At 64.1% G+C, this 17,319-nt stretch carries 14 protein-coding genes; 4 read left to right on the top strand and 10 right to left on the bottom strand.

The features are described 5' to 3' along the window. Positions 1–32 precede the first annotated feature (32 nt). Positions 33–1,823 carry an NAD(P)/FAD-dependent oxidoreductase gene (locus tag QI450_RS02020; protein WP_226776438.1) on the bottom strand — a complete coding sequence of 597 codons (1,791 nt, stop codon included), beginning with the start codon at positions 1,821–1,823 and terminating at the stop codon, positions 33–35. A 205-nt stretch (positions 1,824–2,028) separates the two neighbouring features. Here QI450_RS02020 and QI450_RS02015 point away from each other — a divergent pair, with 205 nt between their 5' ends. Next, positions 2,029–3,324, top strand: a complete 1,296-nt coding sequence (locus tag QI450_RS02015) for a GAF domain-containing protein (RefSeq protein WP_226776437.1) — start codon at positions 2,029–2,031, stop codon at positions 3,322–3,324. 46 nt (positions 3,325–3,370) lie between these two features. Here the strand turns inward: QI450_RS02015 and QI450_RS02010 are convergent, their stop codons facing one another. Together QI450_RS02010 and QI450_RS02005 are read right to left on the bottom strand one after the other, a co-directional pair. Next, on the bottom strand, positions 3,371–4,276 hold the full coding sequence (locus QI450_RS02010; protein WP_226776436.1) for a hypothetical protein: 906 nt from the start codon (positions 4,274–4,276) through the stop codon (positions 3,371–3,373). 41 nt (positions 4,277–4,317) lie between these two features. Further along, the gene (locus tag QI450_RS02005) at positions 4,318–4,962 is read right to left on the bottom strand and encodes a DUF6318 family protein (protein ID WP_226776435.1); all 645 of its coding nucleotides are present in this window, start codon (positions 4,960–4,962) and stop codon (positions 4,318–4,320) included. A gap of 257 nt (positions 4,963–5,219) precedes the next feature. Between QI450_RS02005 and QI450_RS02000 the strand changes: the two genes are divergently transcribed. The 3 genes from QI450_RS02000 (at position 5,220) to QI450_RS01990 (ending at position 6,619) form a co-directional block, all read left to right on the top strand. Then, the gene (locus QI450_RS02000; RefSeq protein ID WP_226776434.1) at positions 5,220–5,654 is read left to right on the top strand and encodes a pyridoxamine 5'-phosphate oxidase family protein; all 435 of its coding nucleotides are present in this window, start codon (positions 5,220–5,222) and stop codon (positions 5,652–5,654) included. A gap of 40 nt (positions 5,655–5,694) precedes the next feature. After that, the gene (locus tag QI450_RS01995; protein WP_226776433.1) at positions 5,695–6,159 is read left to right on the top strand and encodes a very short patch repair endonuclease; all 465 of its coding nucleotides are present in this window, start codon (positions 5,695–5,697) and stop codon (positions 6,157–6,159) included. A gap of 166 nt (positions 6,160–6,325) precedes the next feature. Then, a complete protein-coding gene (locus QI450_RS01990; protein ID WP_226776432.1) occupies positions 6,326–6,619 on the top strand; it encodes a hypothetical protein in 294 nt (97 codons plus the stop codon). An 11-nt stretch (positions 6,620–6,630) separates the two neighbouring features. Here the strand turns inward: QI450_RS01990 and QI450_RS01985 are convergent, their stop codons facing one another. The 7 genes from QI450_RS01985 to QI450_RS01955 form a co-directional block, all read right to left on the bottom strand. Continuing rightward, a complete protein-coding gene (locus QI450_RS01985; RefSeq protein WP_282468159.1) occupies positions 6,631–7,860 on the bottom strand; it encodes a restriction endonuclease in 1,230 nt (409 codons plus the stop codon). A gap of 25 nt (positions 7,861–7,885) precedes the next feature. After that, positions 7,886–10,117 (bottom strand): AAA family ATPase, encoded by a 2,232-nt coding sequence (locus QI450_RS01980; RefSeq protein ID WP_226776430.1) that lies wholly within the window; start codon positions 10,115–10,117, stop codon positions 7,886–7,888. Between the two features lie 92 nt (positions 10,118–10,209). Continuing rightward, positions 10,210–10,485, bottom strand: coding sequence for a hypothetical protein (locus QI450_RS01975; protein ID WP_226776429.1), 276 nt, complete (start codon positions 10,483–10,485; stop codon positions 10,210–10,212). Between the two features lie 77 nt (positions 10,486–10,562). Further along, the gene (locus QI450_RS01970; RefSeq protein ID WP_226776428.1) at positions 10,563–11,009 is read right to left on the bottom strand and encodes a thioesterase family protein; all 447 of its coding nucleotides are present in this window, start codon (positions 11,007–11,009) and stop codon (positions 10,563–10,565) included. Positions 11,010–11,059: 50 nt separating this feature from the next. After that, positions 11,060–13,114 carry an ABC transporter ATP-binding protein gene (locus QI450_RS01965; protein ID WP_282468084.1) on the bottom strand — a complete coding sequence of 685 codons (2,055 nt, stop codon included), beginning with the start codon at positions 13,112–13,114 and terminating at the stop codon, positions 11,060–11,062. Next, positions 13,111–14,844 carry an ABC transporter ATP-binding protein gene (locus QI450_RS01960; protein WP_226776427.1) on the bottom strand — a complete coding sequence of 578 codons (1,734 nt, stop codon included), beginning with the start codon at positions 14,842–14,844 and terminating at the stop codon, positions 13,111–13,113. Before QI450_RS01960 ends, QI450_RS01965 begins: the two co-directional genes overlap by 4 nt. A gap of 290 nt (positions 14,845–15,134) precedes the next feature. Beyond that, complete coding sequence (locus QI450_RS01955) at positions 15,135–17,216, bottom strand: MFS transporter (RefSeq protein WP_226776426.1); 2,082 nt, start codon at positions 17,214–17,216, stop codon at positions 15,135–15,137. Between the last annotated feature and the right edge of the window lie 103 nt (positions 17,217–17,319).

The following is a 17,319-nucleotide window of genomic DNA, read 5'->3' as shown; positions in this document are numbered from 1 at the left end:
CCCGGGGCTGTGAATGTCACGGCGTGTCCGGGTCAGCGTGTGTGATGCGTGGGCTGACGCTCGAAGACCGGCGTCGGCAGCCCCTCCATCCTGGCCTTGAGTTGGAGCGCCAAATAGTTGGAGTAGTGCCGGCTTTGGTGCAGGTTGCCGCCGTGGATCCAAAGGTTGTCCACGTTGGTGGGCTTCCACATATTGCGCAGTTCGCCTTCCCACGGCCCGGGATCCTTGGGTGTCTCCGAACCAAATCCCCAGCACTTGCCGACGGCGTCGGCCACCTCGGGTGAGACCAGATCGGCCAGCCAGCCGTTCATTGATCCGTAGCCGGTGGCGTAAATGATGGCGTCGGCTTCCAGCTCGGTGCCGTTGGCCATTACGACGGCGTTCCCGGTGATCTTCCCGACCTCACCGTTGGCCAGCTTGACCCGGCCGTCGATGATCAGTTGTGAGGCGCCGACGTCGATGTAGTAACCGGAGCCGCGGCGCAGGTATTTCAGGAAAAGTCCGGAGCCGTCGACGCCGAAGTCGAGGTCGAAGCCTGCGGCCTCCAGCTGAGCGTAGAACTCCGCGTCGCGCTCGGCCATCTCCGCGTAGACCGGGATCTGCGCTTCGGGGAGGATCCGGTAGGGCAACGAGGCAAAGAGCAGATCGGCCTTCTCCGTGGTGACGCCGTTGGCCAGTGCCTTTTCGGAGTACAAACCGCCAAGGGCGAGGTCCATGAGCGATTCGCTGCGGGCGATGTGCGTGGAGGAACGCTGCACCATGGTGACGTCCGCGCCGTGTTCCCAGAGGTCGGCGCAGATGTCGTGGGCCGAATTGTTGGAGCCGATGACCACGGCCTTCTTTCCGGTCCAGTCTCCGCCGCCCGGGTGCTTGGAGGAGTGGTACTGCTCCCCCAGGAAGGACTCGGCGCCGTCGAACGCGGGGACGCTGGGGTATCCCGAGACGCCCAGGGCGAAGACGAGCTGCTTGGGGCGCAGGGTGACCGGTTCGCCGTCGCGCACCACCTCCACCACCCATTCCTTCGTGGATTCATCGAAGCGTGCGTTGGTGCATTCGGTCTTGGACCAGTAGTTCAGCTCCATGATCCGGGTGTAGTTTTCCAGCCAGTCGCCGATCTTGTCCTTGGCCGCGAAGACCGGCCAGTCGTCCGGGAACTTGATGTAGGGCAGGTGGTCGTACCAGACCGGGTCGTGGAGGTGGAGGGACTTGTAGCGGTTCCGCCAGGAGTCACCCGCGCGCTCGTTTTTCTCAATGATGATGGTGGGCACGCCGAGCCTGCGCAGCCGGGCCCCCAGCCCGATTCCGCCCTGGCCGCCGCCGATAATGACCGTGTAGGGCTGGTCCTGGTAGCCGAGCCGGGCTTCCTGTTCTTCTTTTAGTTCAAGCCAGGACTTGCGGCCCCTGGTGATCTCGTGGGCGACGCCCTTCTCCCGTTTGGCTCCCTTTTTCTCCTCAAAGCCCTTGAGCTCCTGCATGGTGGTCAGCAGGGTCCAGCACTTGCCGTTCCGGATCCGCAGGTGGGCGTACCCCCGGGCCTGGGCGGTCTCGAAGTTTACCCACGCCTCGGCGTTCGCAGCGTCGCCGGTGGCATCCTCGGCGAGGGTCCAGTTCCTTGGCTGCACGTCGTTCAGTGTCGCATCGAGCATCCGCCGAATGTCCTCTTTGCCCTCGAGGGTTTTGAGGTTCCAGGTGAACGAGACGAAATCGCGCCAGTACGAATCGTCGTCGAATAGTTCCAGCACGGCGTCAATGTTGTGGTTCCGCAGCGCCTCATCGAAGTGCACCAGCCACGTCTCAACCACGCTGTTTGGAGTCTCAGGCATCTTTCCTCTTTCCCTTGCTGACGGCGGGCCGTTCCCCTTGCATAACGTCCAGACCATGCGGTGACCCGCATCACAAGTACAGTTCGCGGGGGGTTACAATCGGGTTACACAGGTCTGCCAAGCTACTGCCCTCCGTCTCCGGCGGCCGGTGGCCTGCCTTGCCTGGACGGGTGCAACGATTCGATGGCGAGTTGGGAGGGTCAGTATGGGGCTAAGCAACAGCTCGATCCTGAACTCCGCGGACCTCAGGTTTTCCGCGCCCGAGGAGTACGCCCGGACGCTCCGGGCGGCACACGAGGCAACCATTTCCGGCGCTCCCGATCCGCGCCTGCCGCCGTCGCTGATTAAATCCTGGCAGCGTTCGCTCGCGCTGGGCATCAACCCGGATCAGCACCGGCCCGTTCACCGGCATGAAGTTTCCGAAGCACGCTCCTTGAGTGCCGGCCACCGGTTGGCGGCGGCTATGCCGGCGCTGTCCCAACTGCTGGCGGATGAGACCGCGACCGGGCGCCATCTGCTGATCGTCACGGACCATGTGGGCGAAGTCTTGTGGCGGATTGGCAGCAGGCAAGCCTTGCGGCTCGCGGACTCCTTGGAGTTTGTCGAGGGCGCCGACTGGTCCGAATCGGGAGTGGGCACCAATGCCATCAGCGAGGCGCTGGTAACGGGGGTTCCGGCGCAACTCTTCTCCGCCGAGCACCTCGTGCGCACGCATCACGACTGGGCCTGCACGGCATCACCGATTCGTGACCCTTTGACTGGGGACGTCCTCGGAGTCTTGGATGTATCCGGCCCATTCGAGTCGGTCACGCCGGACAGTCTTCGCCTGGTGCGGTGCGGAGTGCGGCTGGCCGAGGAGCTGTTGAAGTCCGCGACCCCTCCCGCCGGACCGGATCGCGACGCCGGAAGTACGTTAGCGCTGAAGCTGAGACTGCTGGGGGACGCTCCTTCGGCCGCGCTCGACGGCGATACTCTCCGCCCGCTGACACTGCGCCGCGCCGAGATCCTGGCGCTGCTGGCATCCCGTACCCAGGGCTGGAGCGCCGACGAGTTGGCCTACGAAATTCACGGCGATGCCGGTACCGCGGCAGCCATCCGGACCGAGATGCACCGGATCCGCAGCCTCCTGGGCAATGTGGTGGAAGCAAACCCTTACCGTTTTGCAGCCGGCGTCACGGTAGATTCCGATGCTGCACGGGTTGCCCGCCATTTGCGGGCCGGCCGCGTTGCTGCTGCGTTTGCGGCCTATCCGGCCAGATTCCTCAACCGGTCAGCTAACCTCGCCATCGGATTCCTGCGCGACGAACTCAACGAAGCGGTTGGCGCCTCCGTCCGTGCCAGTGGTGATGCGCGCCTTATGCTGCAGTGGTGCTTGAGCGACATGGGCTCCGTCGATACGGCCGCCGCGGCCGCCGCAGCGAAGCTGATGGGCCCGGATGATCCTCGCGGCCAGCTGGTGAACGCCCGAATGGAGCGGATCGACCGGGAACTGCGGGCTTAGGCTGCGCCGGCGCGAAGCTGGCGCAGGCCGAAAGCCTGGCTCACTGCTAAGGAGCAGGCGGCGCGATGCCAGGGCAACCTTGACCCAGCGGGTTACGCAGGCAGTCGTCAGCGTAGTTTCGGGTGATGGAGCGCCAGACGCTGATGGTCTGCGGCGGCGAACTGAATTGTCCTTGGCCCGGGATAGGCAACGGCGGGCCGCCATTGACGGAATACGTGCCCTGGAAATGTGTCGTCAGCACCACGGAAAAGTCGCCGGTTTCCGGGTAGACGTGGCTTGTGGCAGTCTTTTCGCCCCAGCGGTCCTGCGGGAGCGGTCCACCGCCCGAGAGCTGTGGGCCCAGCGAGGTCCCGTCGCCGTAGCCCCAGGTGTATTGGACGGGCTTGGCGAAGACGTGCACCTTCTGGCCCAGAATCGTGATGTCGAACTGCTGCTCCGTCGCATTAGCGAAGAAATTGGTCTCGGCTCCCCGGAGTGTGTGCGGACTCGGTTGGGCCGTGACTGATGCTGGAGCAATTGGCAATTTTTGGAACTCCGCCTGCATCATGGCCGCGATTCGATCCAGCACGTCCGCCGGCCTCGGATCAAAGAGACACGTGGGCCCCGAATGATAGGTCCACGTTGGATTCGGCACGCCGGCCGGGGCCTTCAGCCAAACAACGGGAATTCCGCCCTGGCCATCGGGGCCGCTTTTGCAATCCACAAGGACGGCAAGGCATTCCGTATCAAAGTCGCCGGCGCCAAGATGGCATTGAAGTTCGTACTTGTACTGGTTGGGATCGGAAAGCGCTGTGCCGGGCTCGAGCGCCACGAACTTCCCCGAGGCCGGATCCAGCCGCCAGCCGCCGACATTGACGCCCTGGTTGCCAAAACCGGCATCGATGTCATCACCGTCTGCGTAGGCAACGTAAGAGAGAAGACAAAGCCCGAAGGCTATTGCCGCGCCCGCCACAATCCGGTGGGGCAGCCGTCGACAGCACAGACTCAAGTGATTCATCGGATTGGATGTAATCCTACGAGGCGCCACGCACCGCTCTCATACGTCGCGAGCATGACGTTTCCGGTGTCGGACGGCTGCGTTGATTCACGGATTTCGAACCCTCCCGCGTCAAAATAGGCAATCCTTGCCTGCTGAACCTGCACAATGACCTGGTACTGGCCATCAGCTTCCTTTGCGAAAGTGGTGCTCAATGATGGAGTTTCAATGTGGCCCCCGACCAGCCATCGATCGCTTGCATAGTTTTTCGCCAGAGAACTCACGATATTGGAACAGAACACACAGGTTGGAGACGTGACAGCGTTCAGTCCTGACGAAACTCCCGTTTCGTAGGCGAAATTCAACTGGCTGAACCAGTACCGCGCGAACGCCTCTAAGCCTTCCTTTGTCTCCGCTTTCGCAGCATCGGGCAGCACCGGAACGGGTACGTTTTGCGCTCGTCCCGAGGCATCGGCCGGTCGGTAGCTCGCAGTGGGAGTCGCAGTGGGCGTCGGCGGCGCCGTCGGGCTCGAAGACTCCGACGATGCAGTTGCGCCGGGCGTTGTTCCCCCGGCGGTGCAGGCCGTGACCGGCACAAGGGACAACGCGAGCACAACAGCGCAGACGCGCTTGCGGACGAACAATGAGGTGCGAGATGTCATGGTCAGCTGTTCCCCCGATAGAAATCAAGACGCCTGAAGCCAAACAATGCCTTAAGGGTAACCGACGTCACATTTTGGACGTCCAAGTTATCCACAAGCGTTCGATTGAGGACAGGGATGGCCCAGACAAGGCGAACGGCAACAGGCTACGGCGAGCGTCCGACAGTTTGCCGGCGCCCGCGGACGGCTGCAAACTCGCGCTGGCTTTCCCCCTTTAGCCTCTAGCGCTTTTCTACCGGAGTCAGAACAATGAACCCATGATGTTCGAACATGCAGACGGAAACCCTATCCTCGTCCTCGATGAGGATCAGAGCTGGAAAATGATTGAGGGCACTCAACACGGCAGGCTTGTTGTCTTCGTGGCCAACGAACCCGATATCTTTCCGGTCAACTATGCCGTGAGCCACCGGAAGCTCTACCTCCGGACGGCGCCCGGCAACAAACTCGCGGAACTGACCATCAATTCCAAGGTCTTGTTCGAAACGGATGGCATCCTCTCCGACGAGGCATGGTCGATTGTTCTTCGCGGAACGGCACGGGTGCTGGACCAGTCCGCCGATATCGCAGCCGCGGAGGCACTGGGCCTCAAGCCGTGGGTTCCTACCCTGAAGGACTTTTACGTCGAGATCGAACCGACTTCGGTCAGCGGGCGCCATTTCCAGTTCGGCGAACACCCGGAGCGGGAGATCTAGCAACCGCTCGACGCCGGCCAAGACCACCTGGACGCAACCCATGGCGGACAAGCTGACTCCCGAGCAGCGCAGCGCGAACATGTCGCGCATCCGGAGCACAAACACTAAGCCTGAACTACTGGTCCGGAAATTACTCCATGCCAGGGGTTACCGCTACCGACTGCACGGCACCGCCGGTGGCGGCCGGCTGCCGGGCAAGCCGGATCTTGTCTTCGCGAGCCGGCGCAAAGTCATTTTCGTCAACGGCTGCTTCTGGCACTTTCACAACTGCCGGGTCGGGCAGCACGCGCCCAAAACCAATGCGGAGTTCTGGGGCACCAAACGCGAGAGAACGCGGAACCGCGACGTCGAACAACGCCGTCAGCTTGAAAGCTCCGGCTGGGACGTCCTCACCGTCTGGGAATGTGAACTCAAGGACCTTTCAGTGCTGGAAGAGCAACTCCACGATTTCCTGCAGGCAAGCCACCGCCGCGCGCGCGGTGGCCTCGACGGCGAGAACCGCTGATAGTCAGTCCGCTCCGCGAAGACTGGAAGCCAGGGCGACGACTCCAAAAAAAACTTCTTCCGGCTTCACGAGACAGACCGATGTGCCTCAGGTAACATCACTCTCTGGGGGACGCGGACACTACCGGTCCGCGATTACACGTACCAATATCCCCCGGGAGCACCAAATGCCGAAGTTACTGATGTCCACAACATCGCTGCGGACATCAAGCCGGCCGCCGAGGTCATTCCCCGGCTCCCTGCGGCAGGAGTACCGCCGGTCCCCCGAGGTCGACTCCGACCTTGGCCCCCTGCGCCTCCAGGTTTCCGGGATTATTGATTCGATTCTCGCTGACACGAAGCCCGAAGAGGCGGCGGTCCGCGAAAAGCTCCGCTGGCATGTAGCGAACCACCCCGGCCAGCCGGAGAAAGCCCTCTTGAGCCATCTGCTGTCTGTCTCCGTGCAAGCGGAAGCCGGTTAGCAAAGCGCCGGTCAGCGTCCGATACTCGCCTGACGCACCACTTCGCCCCAGGACTGCTGAGCGAGGTCCGCGATGGAGGCCAGGATTTCCGCTGGCGGCTGCGACAGGTCGAGCGGAAACTCCACCACATCGATGTCAGTGTTGAGGATCCGGCGCAGCTTGATCTCCCCCGCCCCCGGGTAGATGAGCCACGCCGTCGGAACCCGCAGCGACGTGCAGTACGCCAGCATCCGGTAGTGGTCCCCGGACAGCGACGCCCCGGCGTCGGCAGCGGCCTGGTACCTGGCGTCGTAGACCATCACCGGGCGTCCGCCAAGCAGGTGGACAGCACCGGGTTGCACCACGATCCGGTCAGAGTCGCGGACGGCCTCATTGAGCAGCGCGTTGTACCGCAGCCGCATCTCCCCCGGGAATGCGGCCATAGCCTCGCGGAGCGCCGTACCCACAAAGTCCTCGAACACCACGGACATATCAACAACAAACGACGCCGACTGTTGGGTACCGTCCCCGGCCTCCGCCGAAGAATGGCGCAGGATGACTTCGGCCAGCCGCAACGCGGACTGGTATCGCGTGTTCATCCGGCTGGCCCGCCACACCGGCAGGGGCGCACCGGACTGCAGGCGGGTCACGGCCGCGAGCTTGCCCTTGAGCTGGCGGAGCCGGCTCAGCACGTCCGGCCGCACACCCGAAACCTGGGACATCCTCTCCAACGCCGCCCGCAGGATACGGTTTTCGGCGATATCCTCGGTGAACTCGTCGTAGGAAACTTCAAGGGGCACCAGCATGCCGGGCCGGCGCGAGATCTGGTCCGACATCCGAATCCGCCCTTTGACCGTCCGGAGCGATTCATCAACATTCAGGTAGCCCTGCAGCACACCTCGGCTGAGCGCCCGGTCCGAGAGCTGGGCGAGCGACTGTGCCAGCGCGCTCCACAGATCCGCCTCTTCCACCGCGGTGACGGTATCCTCCCGGAACCCCTGATCCCCGGCGTAGCCGAGCAGGAACAGCAACCGGGCCAGGCCGAGCCGCTCCTTGGGCCGGACCTCAAGCTGCACCGTCGGGGTGCGCACCGCACCGATCTTCCCTACGGGCTCGATCCGGTAGATGCCCATGCCCATCGGCGAGGACTTGGCCAGGCCGCTGCCATTAATATAGGCCGCGCTGGCCGGGTCAAGCCGTTCCACCACACCGCTGGAAAGCTCGTCCAGGACAACCCTGCGGATCGGCGCGGAACCCGCCACACCGTGGCCTGCCCGGCCGGGCTGGCTAGACGCGCGCAAGGCGGTCAAGGAGCTGGTCAAGTCCGAACCGCTCCTGAAGCTGCGCACGGTTCAGCTGCCCATGGTAGTGCTCCTCCAGCAACGGCATCAGCTCGTACTTCCAGATCCGCCGCAGGCCCTTGGACGTCTGCGCGGACGGCTTCATAAAATAGGACGGACCGATCATCAGATCCCGGTCCCACTCATCGATGGCGTCATTGAGGGCGTCCATCAGCAGGGCCGGCGTCGTATCCAGGTTCCGGGCTTGCAGGAAACGCAGCAGCGTTCCCTGCACCGGCGCGGTCTCAGGGTGGAGTTCGATGAAGGAGAAGCGGCGGCGAATGGCGGCGTCCATCATCGCAATGGACCGGTCAGCGGTGTTCATGGTGCCGATGATGTAGAGGTTGTCCGGCAGTGTAAAGGGCTCGTTGGGGCTGTACTGCAGGTAAATCCGGTCATCGCGGTATTCGAGCAGGAAATACAGCTCACCGAAAACCTTCGCCAGGTTCGCCCGGTTCATCTCATCGATGATCAGGAAGTACGGCTTGCTCTCGTTTCCCGGCTTCGCGGCTTCCTCGGCGATGCGGCGCAGCGGCCCGGCCACGAGCTTAAAGGACACCTGGCCCTCGTCGGTTTTATCCGGCCTGAAGCCCTCAAAGAAGTCCTCATAGGCGTACGAAGGGTGGAACTGCACCAGCTTGACGCGTTCGTCGGTGGTGTCGCCGGCGAGCTGGGCGGCAAGGTGCTTGGCCAGATACGTCTTGCCGGTTCCGGGCGGCCCGTACAGCACCAACTGGCGGTTCTCCTCCAGCAGTTCGGCGATCTCCTGCAGCGGCTCCAGGTCCATGTGCAGCGACTGAGCGAACTCCGGCGTCAGCGGGCGGAACCCTTCACAGGCAGGTTCGACGACGGCGGCCGGTTCTACACCCTCGCTTGGCCCGGCTTCCGCTTCAGCGGGCAGCAGTACCTCCAGCGCCTGGATGACTCGGGTGATGTCGACGACGATCCCGGAGGTGGCGAGTTGCCGCTGAACATGACGGGGCAGTTCGGTCATGGTGTGTGCCTCGTCGAACCAGCGGACCTTCCGGCCCAGCCGGCGGTTGTCGTCACGGTGCTCAGGTTCACCGAGGACGACCCCCAACCGCACAGTGCCCGAGCTCTGATACAGGGCCAGGTCGCCGGGCTTCATCACCCCCAAAAAGGCGAAGACGGCGGTCTTGGTGTCTTCCCGTTCAACGTAGCCGAGGTGCTTGTAGTCCTCGTCGACGGCGTGCTGGACCAGCCCGGCGGTAACACCGGGGTCCAGCAGCCGCAGGTGCTCAACATCGAGCGTGATCGATTCCTCGGCCTGCCAGCTGCTGAGCAGCTCGGCGTTGTCGTGGTGGGTGCGCAGCAGCCAGGCCCGGCGCCCGGGGTCACCAACCTTGCGCCACTGGCTCACCAGCTGCCGGGAGTACCAGTCGATCCGTTGGCCGGCCTGTTCGTCGAGGTGCAGGCGGATCCGGTGGATGTCCGCGGAGATCTCCTCGTCGCTCTCGCCCTTCGCCCCACCTACCAGGGACGCGAAGGCATCACGGATCTCCTGGCGTTCGACGTCGGCCACAACTGGTTCGAAGTAGCTGGGCCAGACCAGGAATTCGATGCTGCGGCGGATGGCCGGCTGGTCATCGGGTGTGCCGGCAACCAGCCGGTGGAAGGCCAACGGGTCCTTCACCGCGGCCGCAACTTCACCGGCAGGACGCCGGGCAACATGCTGAACCAGCCGGCACAGCCAGCTCAGGTGGTCCCAGATGGTCCAGTTGAATTCCGCGGTGCGGTCCCGGATGACGCCATGGTCCGTCATGCCCGCGTACAACTCGATTGGCAGTTCCAGGGGCGGCTCCAGCCAGGTAGCCGCTTCGGCCACCCGCGCCCTTTTGACCTTGAGGGATTTCACCTCGTGTGCCAACGGCAGGGACTGTAGGAAGAGCAGTTCGACGGCCAATTGCTTGGCACCCCGGGAGGCGTCCTGCAGGTTCTGCCGCAGGTTGGTCATCATGGGCGCCTTGGGATCCGGGACCCCGCGCTCAAGGCGACCCAGCAACTCCGTGGCCGCCGGCACCGACCATGTTTTGGTGCGGCCGTCCAGGGCAGACGCTTTGCCCAGCAACCCCGGCCCCAGCACAAACCAGGCCGCATCTTCGATCTCCTTGGAGATGCCGAGGGCGCGGTGCATGGCAGGCTTTTTGGCTGGGGTCATGCCTTCAATTTACAGGCTTAAGCTGAACGCCGGCATCATCGGGGAGCCCGAAAGTACCGACCGGAGGCTGAGCGTGTTTCCGGCGCTGGTTGCTACTTGGCGGCCGTGCGCTTGACGCCAAAAGTGAAATAGCTGCCCGGGCCGACGAAGTTGACCAGGGTCGCCAACCGCCACATCGTTTTGCTGCCTCGGATTTGTTCGGCCGGCCGGCGTGAGATATCCCGCTGGGCGGCGACCAGTAAGGAGAGCTGAACAACAGCCGCGGTCACCGTTCCGACCTTCGCCATCGGCGTGAGCTCTTTCCAGGTCTTCTTCTGGGCTTTTTTCTTGCCTTTGTTCGCCATTAGCTGTCCTCGTTTGTTGACCATAAGATGCGCTCCTTGGCTCCCGGGCCGGGTGCCGAGGCTTGTCCATCCTAGGGACGATAGCTCGGCCCAAGTAGAGGCTATGGGACCGGTTTTTCGGAATCCGCAGGATCCGGAGTGAACCGGGCGAGCATCGCCTTTTGCTCCGGAGTCAGCCGCAGCACCCGCCCGGTGGCCTCGTCGACAAACGCCAGATGGCTTGAGGCCCGGACGCAGTCCTCCCGGGTCACGGGGTCCTGCACCAGATAGTGGATGTCAAAACTGGCGCCCTTGATCGCACCGATCCACAGCTGGACTACCGCCGGCACGTTGCGGTACTCGAGGGTCCGGACGTAGCGGATTTTGTGGTCAACGATCAGCGCCAGGGTTCCCTCCGGGACCTCGTTGAATAGCGAGACCGGCGGCTCTACACCTGGCCGCCCCGACCCTCTGGGCGGGCCGAAGGCCGCGATTCGGGCTTCCTCCAGGATCCGGACGATCTGGACGTTGTTGATATGGCCGTAGGCGTCCATGTCGCCCCAGCGCATAGGAATCTGAACCTCGATGCGCCGGGACGCGGCAAGGTGGCCGGCGGCGCTCAGCTGCGCGCCGCCGTGGTGTTGTCGGCAGTATTCTCCGAAAAAGCCGTCTCGGCGTCTTCACCGGCGAACTGGGACATGTACAGGCGGTAGTAGGCACCTTTGAGTTCCAGCAACCGGGCGTGCGCACCCTGTTCAACGATCCGGCCGGCCTCCATCACCAGGATGGTGTCGGCATCACGGATAGTGGAGAGGCGGTGGGCAATCACGAAGCTGGTGCGATCGGTGCGCAAGGCGGCCATGGCCTTCTGAACTAGGACTTCGGTGCGGGTGTCCACCGAGCTGGTGGCCTCGTCCAGGATTAGCAGCGAGGGGTTCGCCACGAAGGCACGGGCAATGGTGATCAGCTGCTTTTCGCCGGCGCTGACATTGTTGCCCTCCTCGTCGATGACGGTGTTGTAACCGTCCGGAAGGGCCCGGACGAAGCGGTCCACGAAGGTGGCTTTCGCCGCCTCCAGCACCTGTTCTTCCGTCGCGTCCAGCTTGCCGTAGCGGATGTTGTCGTAAATGGTGCCGCCGAACAACCACGCGTCCTGCAACACCATGCCAACCTTGGACCGCAATTCCGCTCGGCTGAGCTGCGTGATATCCGCCCCGTCCAGGGTAATGCTGCCGCCCTGGAGCTCGTAGAAGCGCATCACAAGGTTCACCAGGGTGGTCTTGCCCGCACCGGTGGGGCCAACAATCGCCACGGTGTGCCCGGGCTCAGCGGTGAAAGACAGGTCCTCGATCAGCGGTTTGTCCGCGGTGTAGCTGAAGGTGACGTGCCGGAAATCTACGTGGCCATCGGTCTTGGCGGGCAACTTTTCGGTGGCGGTCTCGGCCTCTTGTTCCTCGGCGTCGAGGAATTCAAAGACCCGCTCCGCTGAGGCGACGCCGGACTGCAGCATGTTCGCCATACCTGCCATCTGGCCCAGCGGCTGGGTGAATTCGCGCGAGTACTGGATGAACGCGGTGGCGTCGCCCAGGCTCATCGCGCCGGAGGCAACCCGCAGTCCGCCGACGACGGCGATCCCGACGTAGCTGAGGTAGGACACAAACTGCATCACGGGCATGATCATCCCGGAGACGAACTGTGCACCGAAGCTGGCCCGGTAGAGCGCTTCGTTACGCTCGTCGAAGCGGTCCAGCATGTCCGCGTCGCGGCCGAACACCCGGACGAGGTCGTGGCCGGAGAAAGACTCCTCGATCTGGCCGTTAAGATCCCCGGTGTTCTTCCACTGGGCGGCAAAAAGCTTTTGGCTGCGGGAACCGATAATGCCGGCAGCCACGGCAGAGAGGGGCAGCGCAACGAGCGCGATAAGGGCCAGCTGCCAGGACACGATGAACATCATAATAACAATGCCGATCACCGTCAGCGCCGAGTTCACGAGCTGGGCGAAGGCCTGCTGCAGCGCCTGCTGGATGTTGTCGACGTCGTTGGTCACCCGCGAGAGGATGTCGCCGCGCTGGCGGGTGTCGAAGTAGTTCAGCGGAAGCCTGTTCAGCTTCTTCTCGGTGTCGTCGCGCAATGCGCGGACCACCCGCATGACCAGGATGTTCAGGACGTAGCCCTGCAGCCAGAGGAAGATGTTGGCCACGAAGTACATCACCAGGACCACGCTGATCAGGGAAGCCAGCCGCTGGAAATCCACGCCCACACCCGGGACAACGTTCATCCTGGCGAGCATGTCCGCGAAGTTGTCCTGGCCCTGGTCGCGGAGGCCTGCGACGAACTGCTCCTTGGTGCCGCCGGCGGGCAGCTGTTTGCCAATGACTCCAGCGAAGATCACGTCCATGGCCTGGCCGAGGATCCGGGGCGCCACCACGTTGAGGACGACGGCGACCGTCACCATGGCGAGTACGGCGGTGATGCCGGCCCGTTCGGGTTTCAGCAGGGACATCAACCGCTTCGCGGAAGGCCAGAAGTGCTGGGCTTTCTTCGCCGGCAGGTCGCCGAACATACCGCCGTCGGCCTCGCCCGGGGTGTATTCCTCTTCTACAAAGTCGTCTTCCGGCTCCGTGTCCGGGGCTGGCTGCCTGGAGTGCAGCGAAACCTTCTCGTTGGTGCTCATGCCACGGCCTCCGCGGTCAGCTGGGATTCGACAATTTCCTGGTAGGTGCTGGAACTCTGCAACAGCTCCTTGTGTGTGCCGCGGTCCACGATCCGTCCTTTGTCGAGGACCAGAATCTGGTCCGCGTCGGCGATGGTGGAGACGCGCTGACCGACAATGATTACGGTCGCGTCCGCCGTCTTCGCCTTGAGTGCGCGCCGGAGCCTCGCGTCAGTGGCGACGTCGAGGGCGGAGAAGGAGTCGTCAAACAGGAACACTTTGGGCTCCGTGACGAGGGCCCGGGCAATGCAGAGGCGCTGGCGCTGGCCGCCTGAGACGTTGGTGCCGCCCTGGGAAATCCGTGAGCCGAGTCCATTCTTCTTCTCACGCACAAAGTCGGCTGCCTGGGCCACGGTCAGGGCGTCCCAGAGCTGCTCATCCGTGGCCTCGGGCTTGCCGAAGCGCAGGTTGTGCTCGACGGTCCCGGAGAACAGGTACGGCCGCTGCGGCACCATGGCCACGCGCTGCGTAATCTCCGCGCGGTCCAGATTGGTAACGGGGACGCCGTCGAGCAGCACCTCCCCCGATTCTGCGTCGTAGAGGCGGGGCAGCAGGGACAACAGGCTGGTCTTGCCGGCGCCGGTGGAGCCGATGATCGCGACCGTCTGCCCGGGCTCGGCGGTGAAGCTGATCCCGCTCAGCACCGGCGCTTCGGCGCCGGGGTAGGCGAAGGAAACGTTCCGGAACTCGACCCGGCCGGCTTTCCTGGCCGGCGTCACCGGGGTGAGGGCCTCGCGGATGGAGGGTTCGACGTCGAGCACCTCACCAATGCGGTCCGCGCACACCGACGCACGGGGAATCATCATCGCCATAAAGGTGCCCATCATTACGGCCATCAGGATCTGCAGGAGGTACTGCAGGAATGCCGTCAGCGAGCCGACCTGCATCTCGCCCGCGTCGACCCGCTGGCCGCCGAACCACAGCACGGCCGCGGTGGAGATGTGCAGGATCATGCCGATGGCGGGGAACATAAGCACAAACAAGGCACCGATCTTCAGCGACACGTCGGTGAGTTCCTTGTTCCCGGCGCCGAACCGTTCCGCCTCATGCGGTTCGCGGACGAACGCGCGGACAACGCGGATGCCGATGATCTGCTCGCGCAGGATGCCGTTGAGCCGGTCAATCTTCTTCTGCATGGTGCGGAACAGCGGCATCAGCCGGACCACAAGGTAGCCCACGACAGCCACAAGCACCGGAACGGCAACCCACACCAGCCAGGACAGGCTGAGGTCTTCGCGGAGGGCCATTATGATCCCGCCGATGCACATGATGGGTGTGGCCACCATAAAGTTCAGCCCCAGCAGCATAAGCATCTGCACCTGTTGGACATCGTTGGTGCCGCGCGTGATCAGGGTTGGGGCGCCAAAGACGTTGACGTCCTTTGCGGAGAAGCCCGTGACCTTCCGGAACACGCCGCGGCGCAGGTCTCGGCCGAACGCCATCGCCACCTTGGATCCGAAGTAAACTCCGGCGATCGCGGTGACCACCTGGACCAGTGCGACGACGAGCATCACCCCGCCGGTCCGCCAGATGTAGTCCGTATCGCCGCGCGAAACGCCCTCGTCAATGATCTGGGCATTCAGGCTGGGAAGATACAGCGCCGCGATGGTGGATGCGAGCTGGAAGAAAATGACTGCACCGATGGATGGCAGATACGGCCTCGAGTAGCGCCGGATGAGGGTGACAAGCATGCCCACGAGTCCTTAGGAATGATGAATAGTTGCGGCTGGAGATGAGTCCGGGAAGGGGACATTGTCTCGATGTACCCAGTATTAGCAGAGGGGGCTGACAGCCGTCGTCATCCCACTCTACGAAATGACCCGCCAGCGCGGAACAGCGGCGAGGAAAAATCATCCAATCGGCGTACTCTTCGGCCGGCTGCACGACTGAAGGCTCCGCCGCCGCCCCTGGTGGGGGCAGGCGCGGAGCCTTCAGCCGACGTTACCGGCAGGACCTGCCCGGCCGCTGCGCGTTCCTGCGGCTAGTCGGTCCGGTGCCGTCCGTGGGTGGCGATGTAATCGGCCGCAGCGCGCTGCAGCTTGCGCTGTTTGGCCAGCTGCCGGCCCAACGCCGTGAGTTCCCCGGCGACACGGGCTTGCTCCGCCGCAATCACACGCTGCTCGGCAGCCTGTTCGTTCACGGCGTGCAGCGCCTCGGCCAGTTGGAGTTGCTGCTCGGCAAGCAGCCGTTGGGTCTGCAGCAACACGGGTACTACGTCGGCTGCCTCAGGCCGGTCCTCGGCAAGCAGGGTCCGGGACCGCTGGCGGCCGCCTTCCCTATCGCCGGGCTCGGCGGCGGACTCCCCCGGGCGGGGCGAGGAATTGGCAGCCACACCGGCCTCCCGGCGGGCGGCGTCGGGAAACCGGGATTCGGCGCGCTCCCGGCTGAGGACCTCGATAAACTCCCGGTCCAAGTCGACGATGCCGGATCCGACGGCGGGGCCAACCGTGCCAGCGTCCTTCGGACCATTCCGCGGAGCATGCCCCAGGGCAGTCGCTGAAGCACCTCCGGCGGCGGCCACGGCAGCGTCCGCAGCTGCGTCTCCTGCCTGCGCGGCGGGCTCAGGCCGGATATCAACGGTGCGACGCAGGGGGCGTTCCTTGATAAACAGGACGGCTACAAGAGCCACGAGGCCGACGATGGCCGAAATCAGGAAAACCTCCGCGATCGCGTCACCGTATGCCGCCCGCATAATCTCACGCAGCGGTGCCGGCATGTCCTTGAGGTCCATGGTGGCCCCCGCCGACCCCGCCGGCACCTGGATTCCGGCGGAAGCGAGCCCCTCGGTGACGAGCTGCTTGACCCGGTTGCCCAGGACGGCGCCAAGGACCGAGACGCCGATGGCGCCGCCTACGGACCGGAAGAAGGCCACGGAGGCGCTGGCCGTACCGATGTCCTTGGCCTGGACAGTGTTCTGCACGGCGAGGACGAGGTTCTGCATCAGCAGGCCCAGGCCCAGGCCCAGGATGGCCGTAAAAATACCGGTCATCCACAGGTCGGTGGTGTGGTCCATGCTGCCGGCAAGGCCGAGGCCGCCCACCAGGAGGATGGAGCCGGCGGTCAGGTACCGTTTCCACTTGCCGGTGCGGCTGATGAGCATACCCGAGGCAACCGAACCGATCAGGTTGCCCGCGATCATGGGCAGGGTCAGCAGGCCGGCTTCGGTGGGGCTGGCACCGCGTGCCACCTGGAAGTACTGGCCAAGGAACGTCGAGGAGCCGAACATGCCCACGCCGACCGCTACCGAGGCGAGGATCGCGAGGGCTGTGGTCCGCTCGGAGATGATCTTGAGCGGGATGATCGGCTGGGATACCCGAGATTCCACCAGTACCAACAGGCCAAGGAGCACAACGCCGCCGCCCACCATGGCGACCGACTGCCATGACCACCAGTCGTAGTAGTCGGGGTTGCCGGCGAAGGAAACCCAGATGAGCAGCAGGCTGACGCCCGAGGTCAACAGGATCGAGCCGAGCCAGTCGATCTTGGCCGGGCGCTTGACGTGCTGGATCTTCAAGGTGACCTGGAGCAGGATCAGGGCGACGACGGCGAGCGGGACGCAGACGAAGAAGGTCCAGCGCCAGCCCAGCGGACTGTCCACAATAAAACCGCCGAGCAGCGGGCCGCCGGCTGTGCCGACGGCCATCACGCCGCCCATGTAGCCGGAGTACTTTCCGCGGTCACGTGGCGGAATCATGGAGCCGATGATGGCCTGGGCCAGGGCGGTGAGGCCACCCATGGCGATGCCCTGGATGACCCGGGCGGTCAGCAGCAGCGGGATGGTCTCCGACAGCCCGGCCATCACGGAGCCGGCCACAAAGATCACGATGCTGAGCTGGACCAGGACCTTTTTGTTAAAGAGGTCCGCCAGCTTGCCCCAGATCGGGGTGGTGGCCGCGTTGGCCAGGAGGGCGGCCGTAATCACCCAGGCGAAGTCCGTCTGGGTGCCCTTGAGCTCGGACATAATGGTGGGAAGCGCGTTGGCAACAATCGTGCTGCTCAGGATGGCGGTGAAGAAGGCAGCCAGCAGACCCGTCAGTGCTTCCATGATCTGGCGGTGGGTCATTGCCGCAGGTTCTCCGGCGGGATGGGACGGGCGCGGGGACCCCGGCTGATCATCCGACCGGGCCGGGGACGGCCCTGTCGCGGCAGCGTGGTTAGCCATGTAT

The organism is Arthrobacter sp. EM1 (assembly GCF_029964055.1).
GTDB lineage: Bacteria > Actinomycetota > Actinomycetes > Actinomycetales > Micrococcaceae > Arthrobacter.
This window is presented reverse-complemented; position numbering and strand designations above follow the sequence as displayed.

What these genes read in the sequence shown, in the direction of transcription:
- QI450_RS01995 (WP_226776433.1), top strand. Translation starts at nt 5,695, where the DNA reads ATGGCGGACAAGCTGACTCCCGAGCAGCGCAGCGCGAACATGTCGCGC.
- QI450_RS02000 (WP_226776434.1), top strand. Translation starts at nt 5,220, where the DNA reads ATGATGTTCGAACATGCAGACGGAAACCCTATCCTCGTCCTCGATGAG.
- QI450_RS01970 (WP_226776428.1), bottom strand. Translation starts at nt 11,009, where the DNA reads ATGCGCTGGGGCGACATGGACGCCTACGGCCATATCAACAACGTCCAG.
- QI450_RS01960 (WP_226776427.1), bottom strand. Translation starts at nt 14,844, where the DNA reads ATGCTTGTCACCCTCATCCGGCGCTACTCGAGGCCGTATCTGCCATCC.
- QI450_RS01980 (WP_226776430.1), bottom strand. Translation starts at nt 10,117, where the DNA reads ATGACCCCAGCCAAAAAGCCTGCCATGCACCGCGCCCTCGGCATCTCC.
- QI450_RS02015 (WP_226776437.1), top strand. Translation starts at nt 2,029, where the DNA reads ATGGGGCTAAGCAACAGCTCGATCCTGAACTCCGCGGACCTCAGGTTT.
- QI450_RS02005 (WP_226776435.1), bottom strand. Translation starts at nt 4,962, where the DNA reads ATGACATCTCGCACCTCATTGTTCGTCCGCAAGCGCGTCTGCGCTGTT.
- QI450_RS01965 (WP_282468084.1), bottom strand. Translation starts at nt 13,114, where the DNA reads ATGAGCACCAACGAGAAGGTTTCGCTGCACTCCAGGCAGCCAGCCCCG.
- QI450_RS01990 (WP_226776432.1), top strand. Translation starts at nt 6,326, where the DNA reads ATGCCGAAGTTACTGATGTCCACAACATCGCTGCGGACATCAAGCCGG.
- QI450_RS02020 (WP_226776438.1), bottom strand. Translation starts at nt 1,823, where the DNA reads ATGCCTGAGACTCCAAACAGCGTGGTTGAGACGTGGCTGGTGCACTTC.
- QI450_RS01955 (WP_226776426.1), bottom strand. Translation starts at nt 17,216, where the DNA reads ATGACCCACCGCCAGATCATGGAAGCACTGACGGGTCTGCTGGCTGCC.
- QI450_RS01975 (WP_226776429.1), bottom strand. Translation starts at nt 10,485, where the DNA reads ATGGTCAACAAACGAGGACAGCTAATGGCGAACAAAGGCAAGAAAAAA.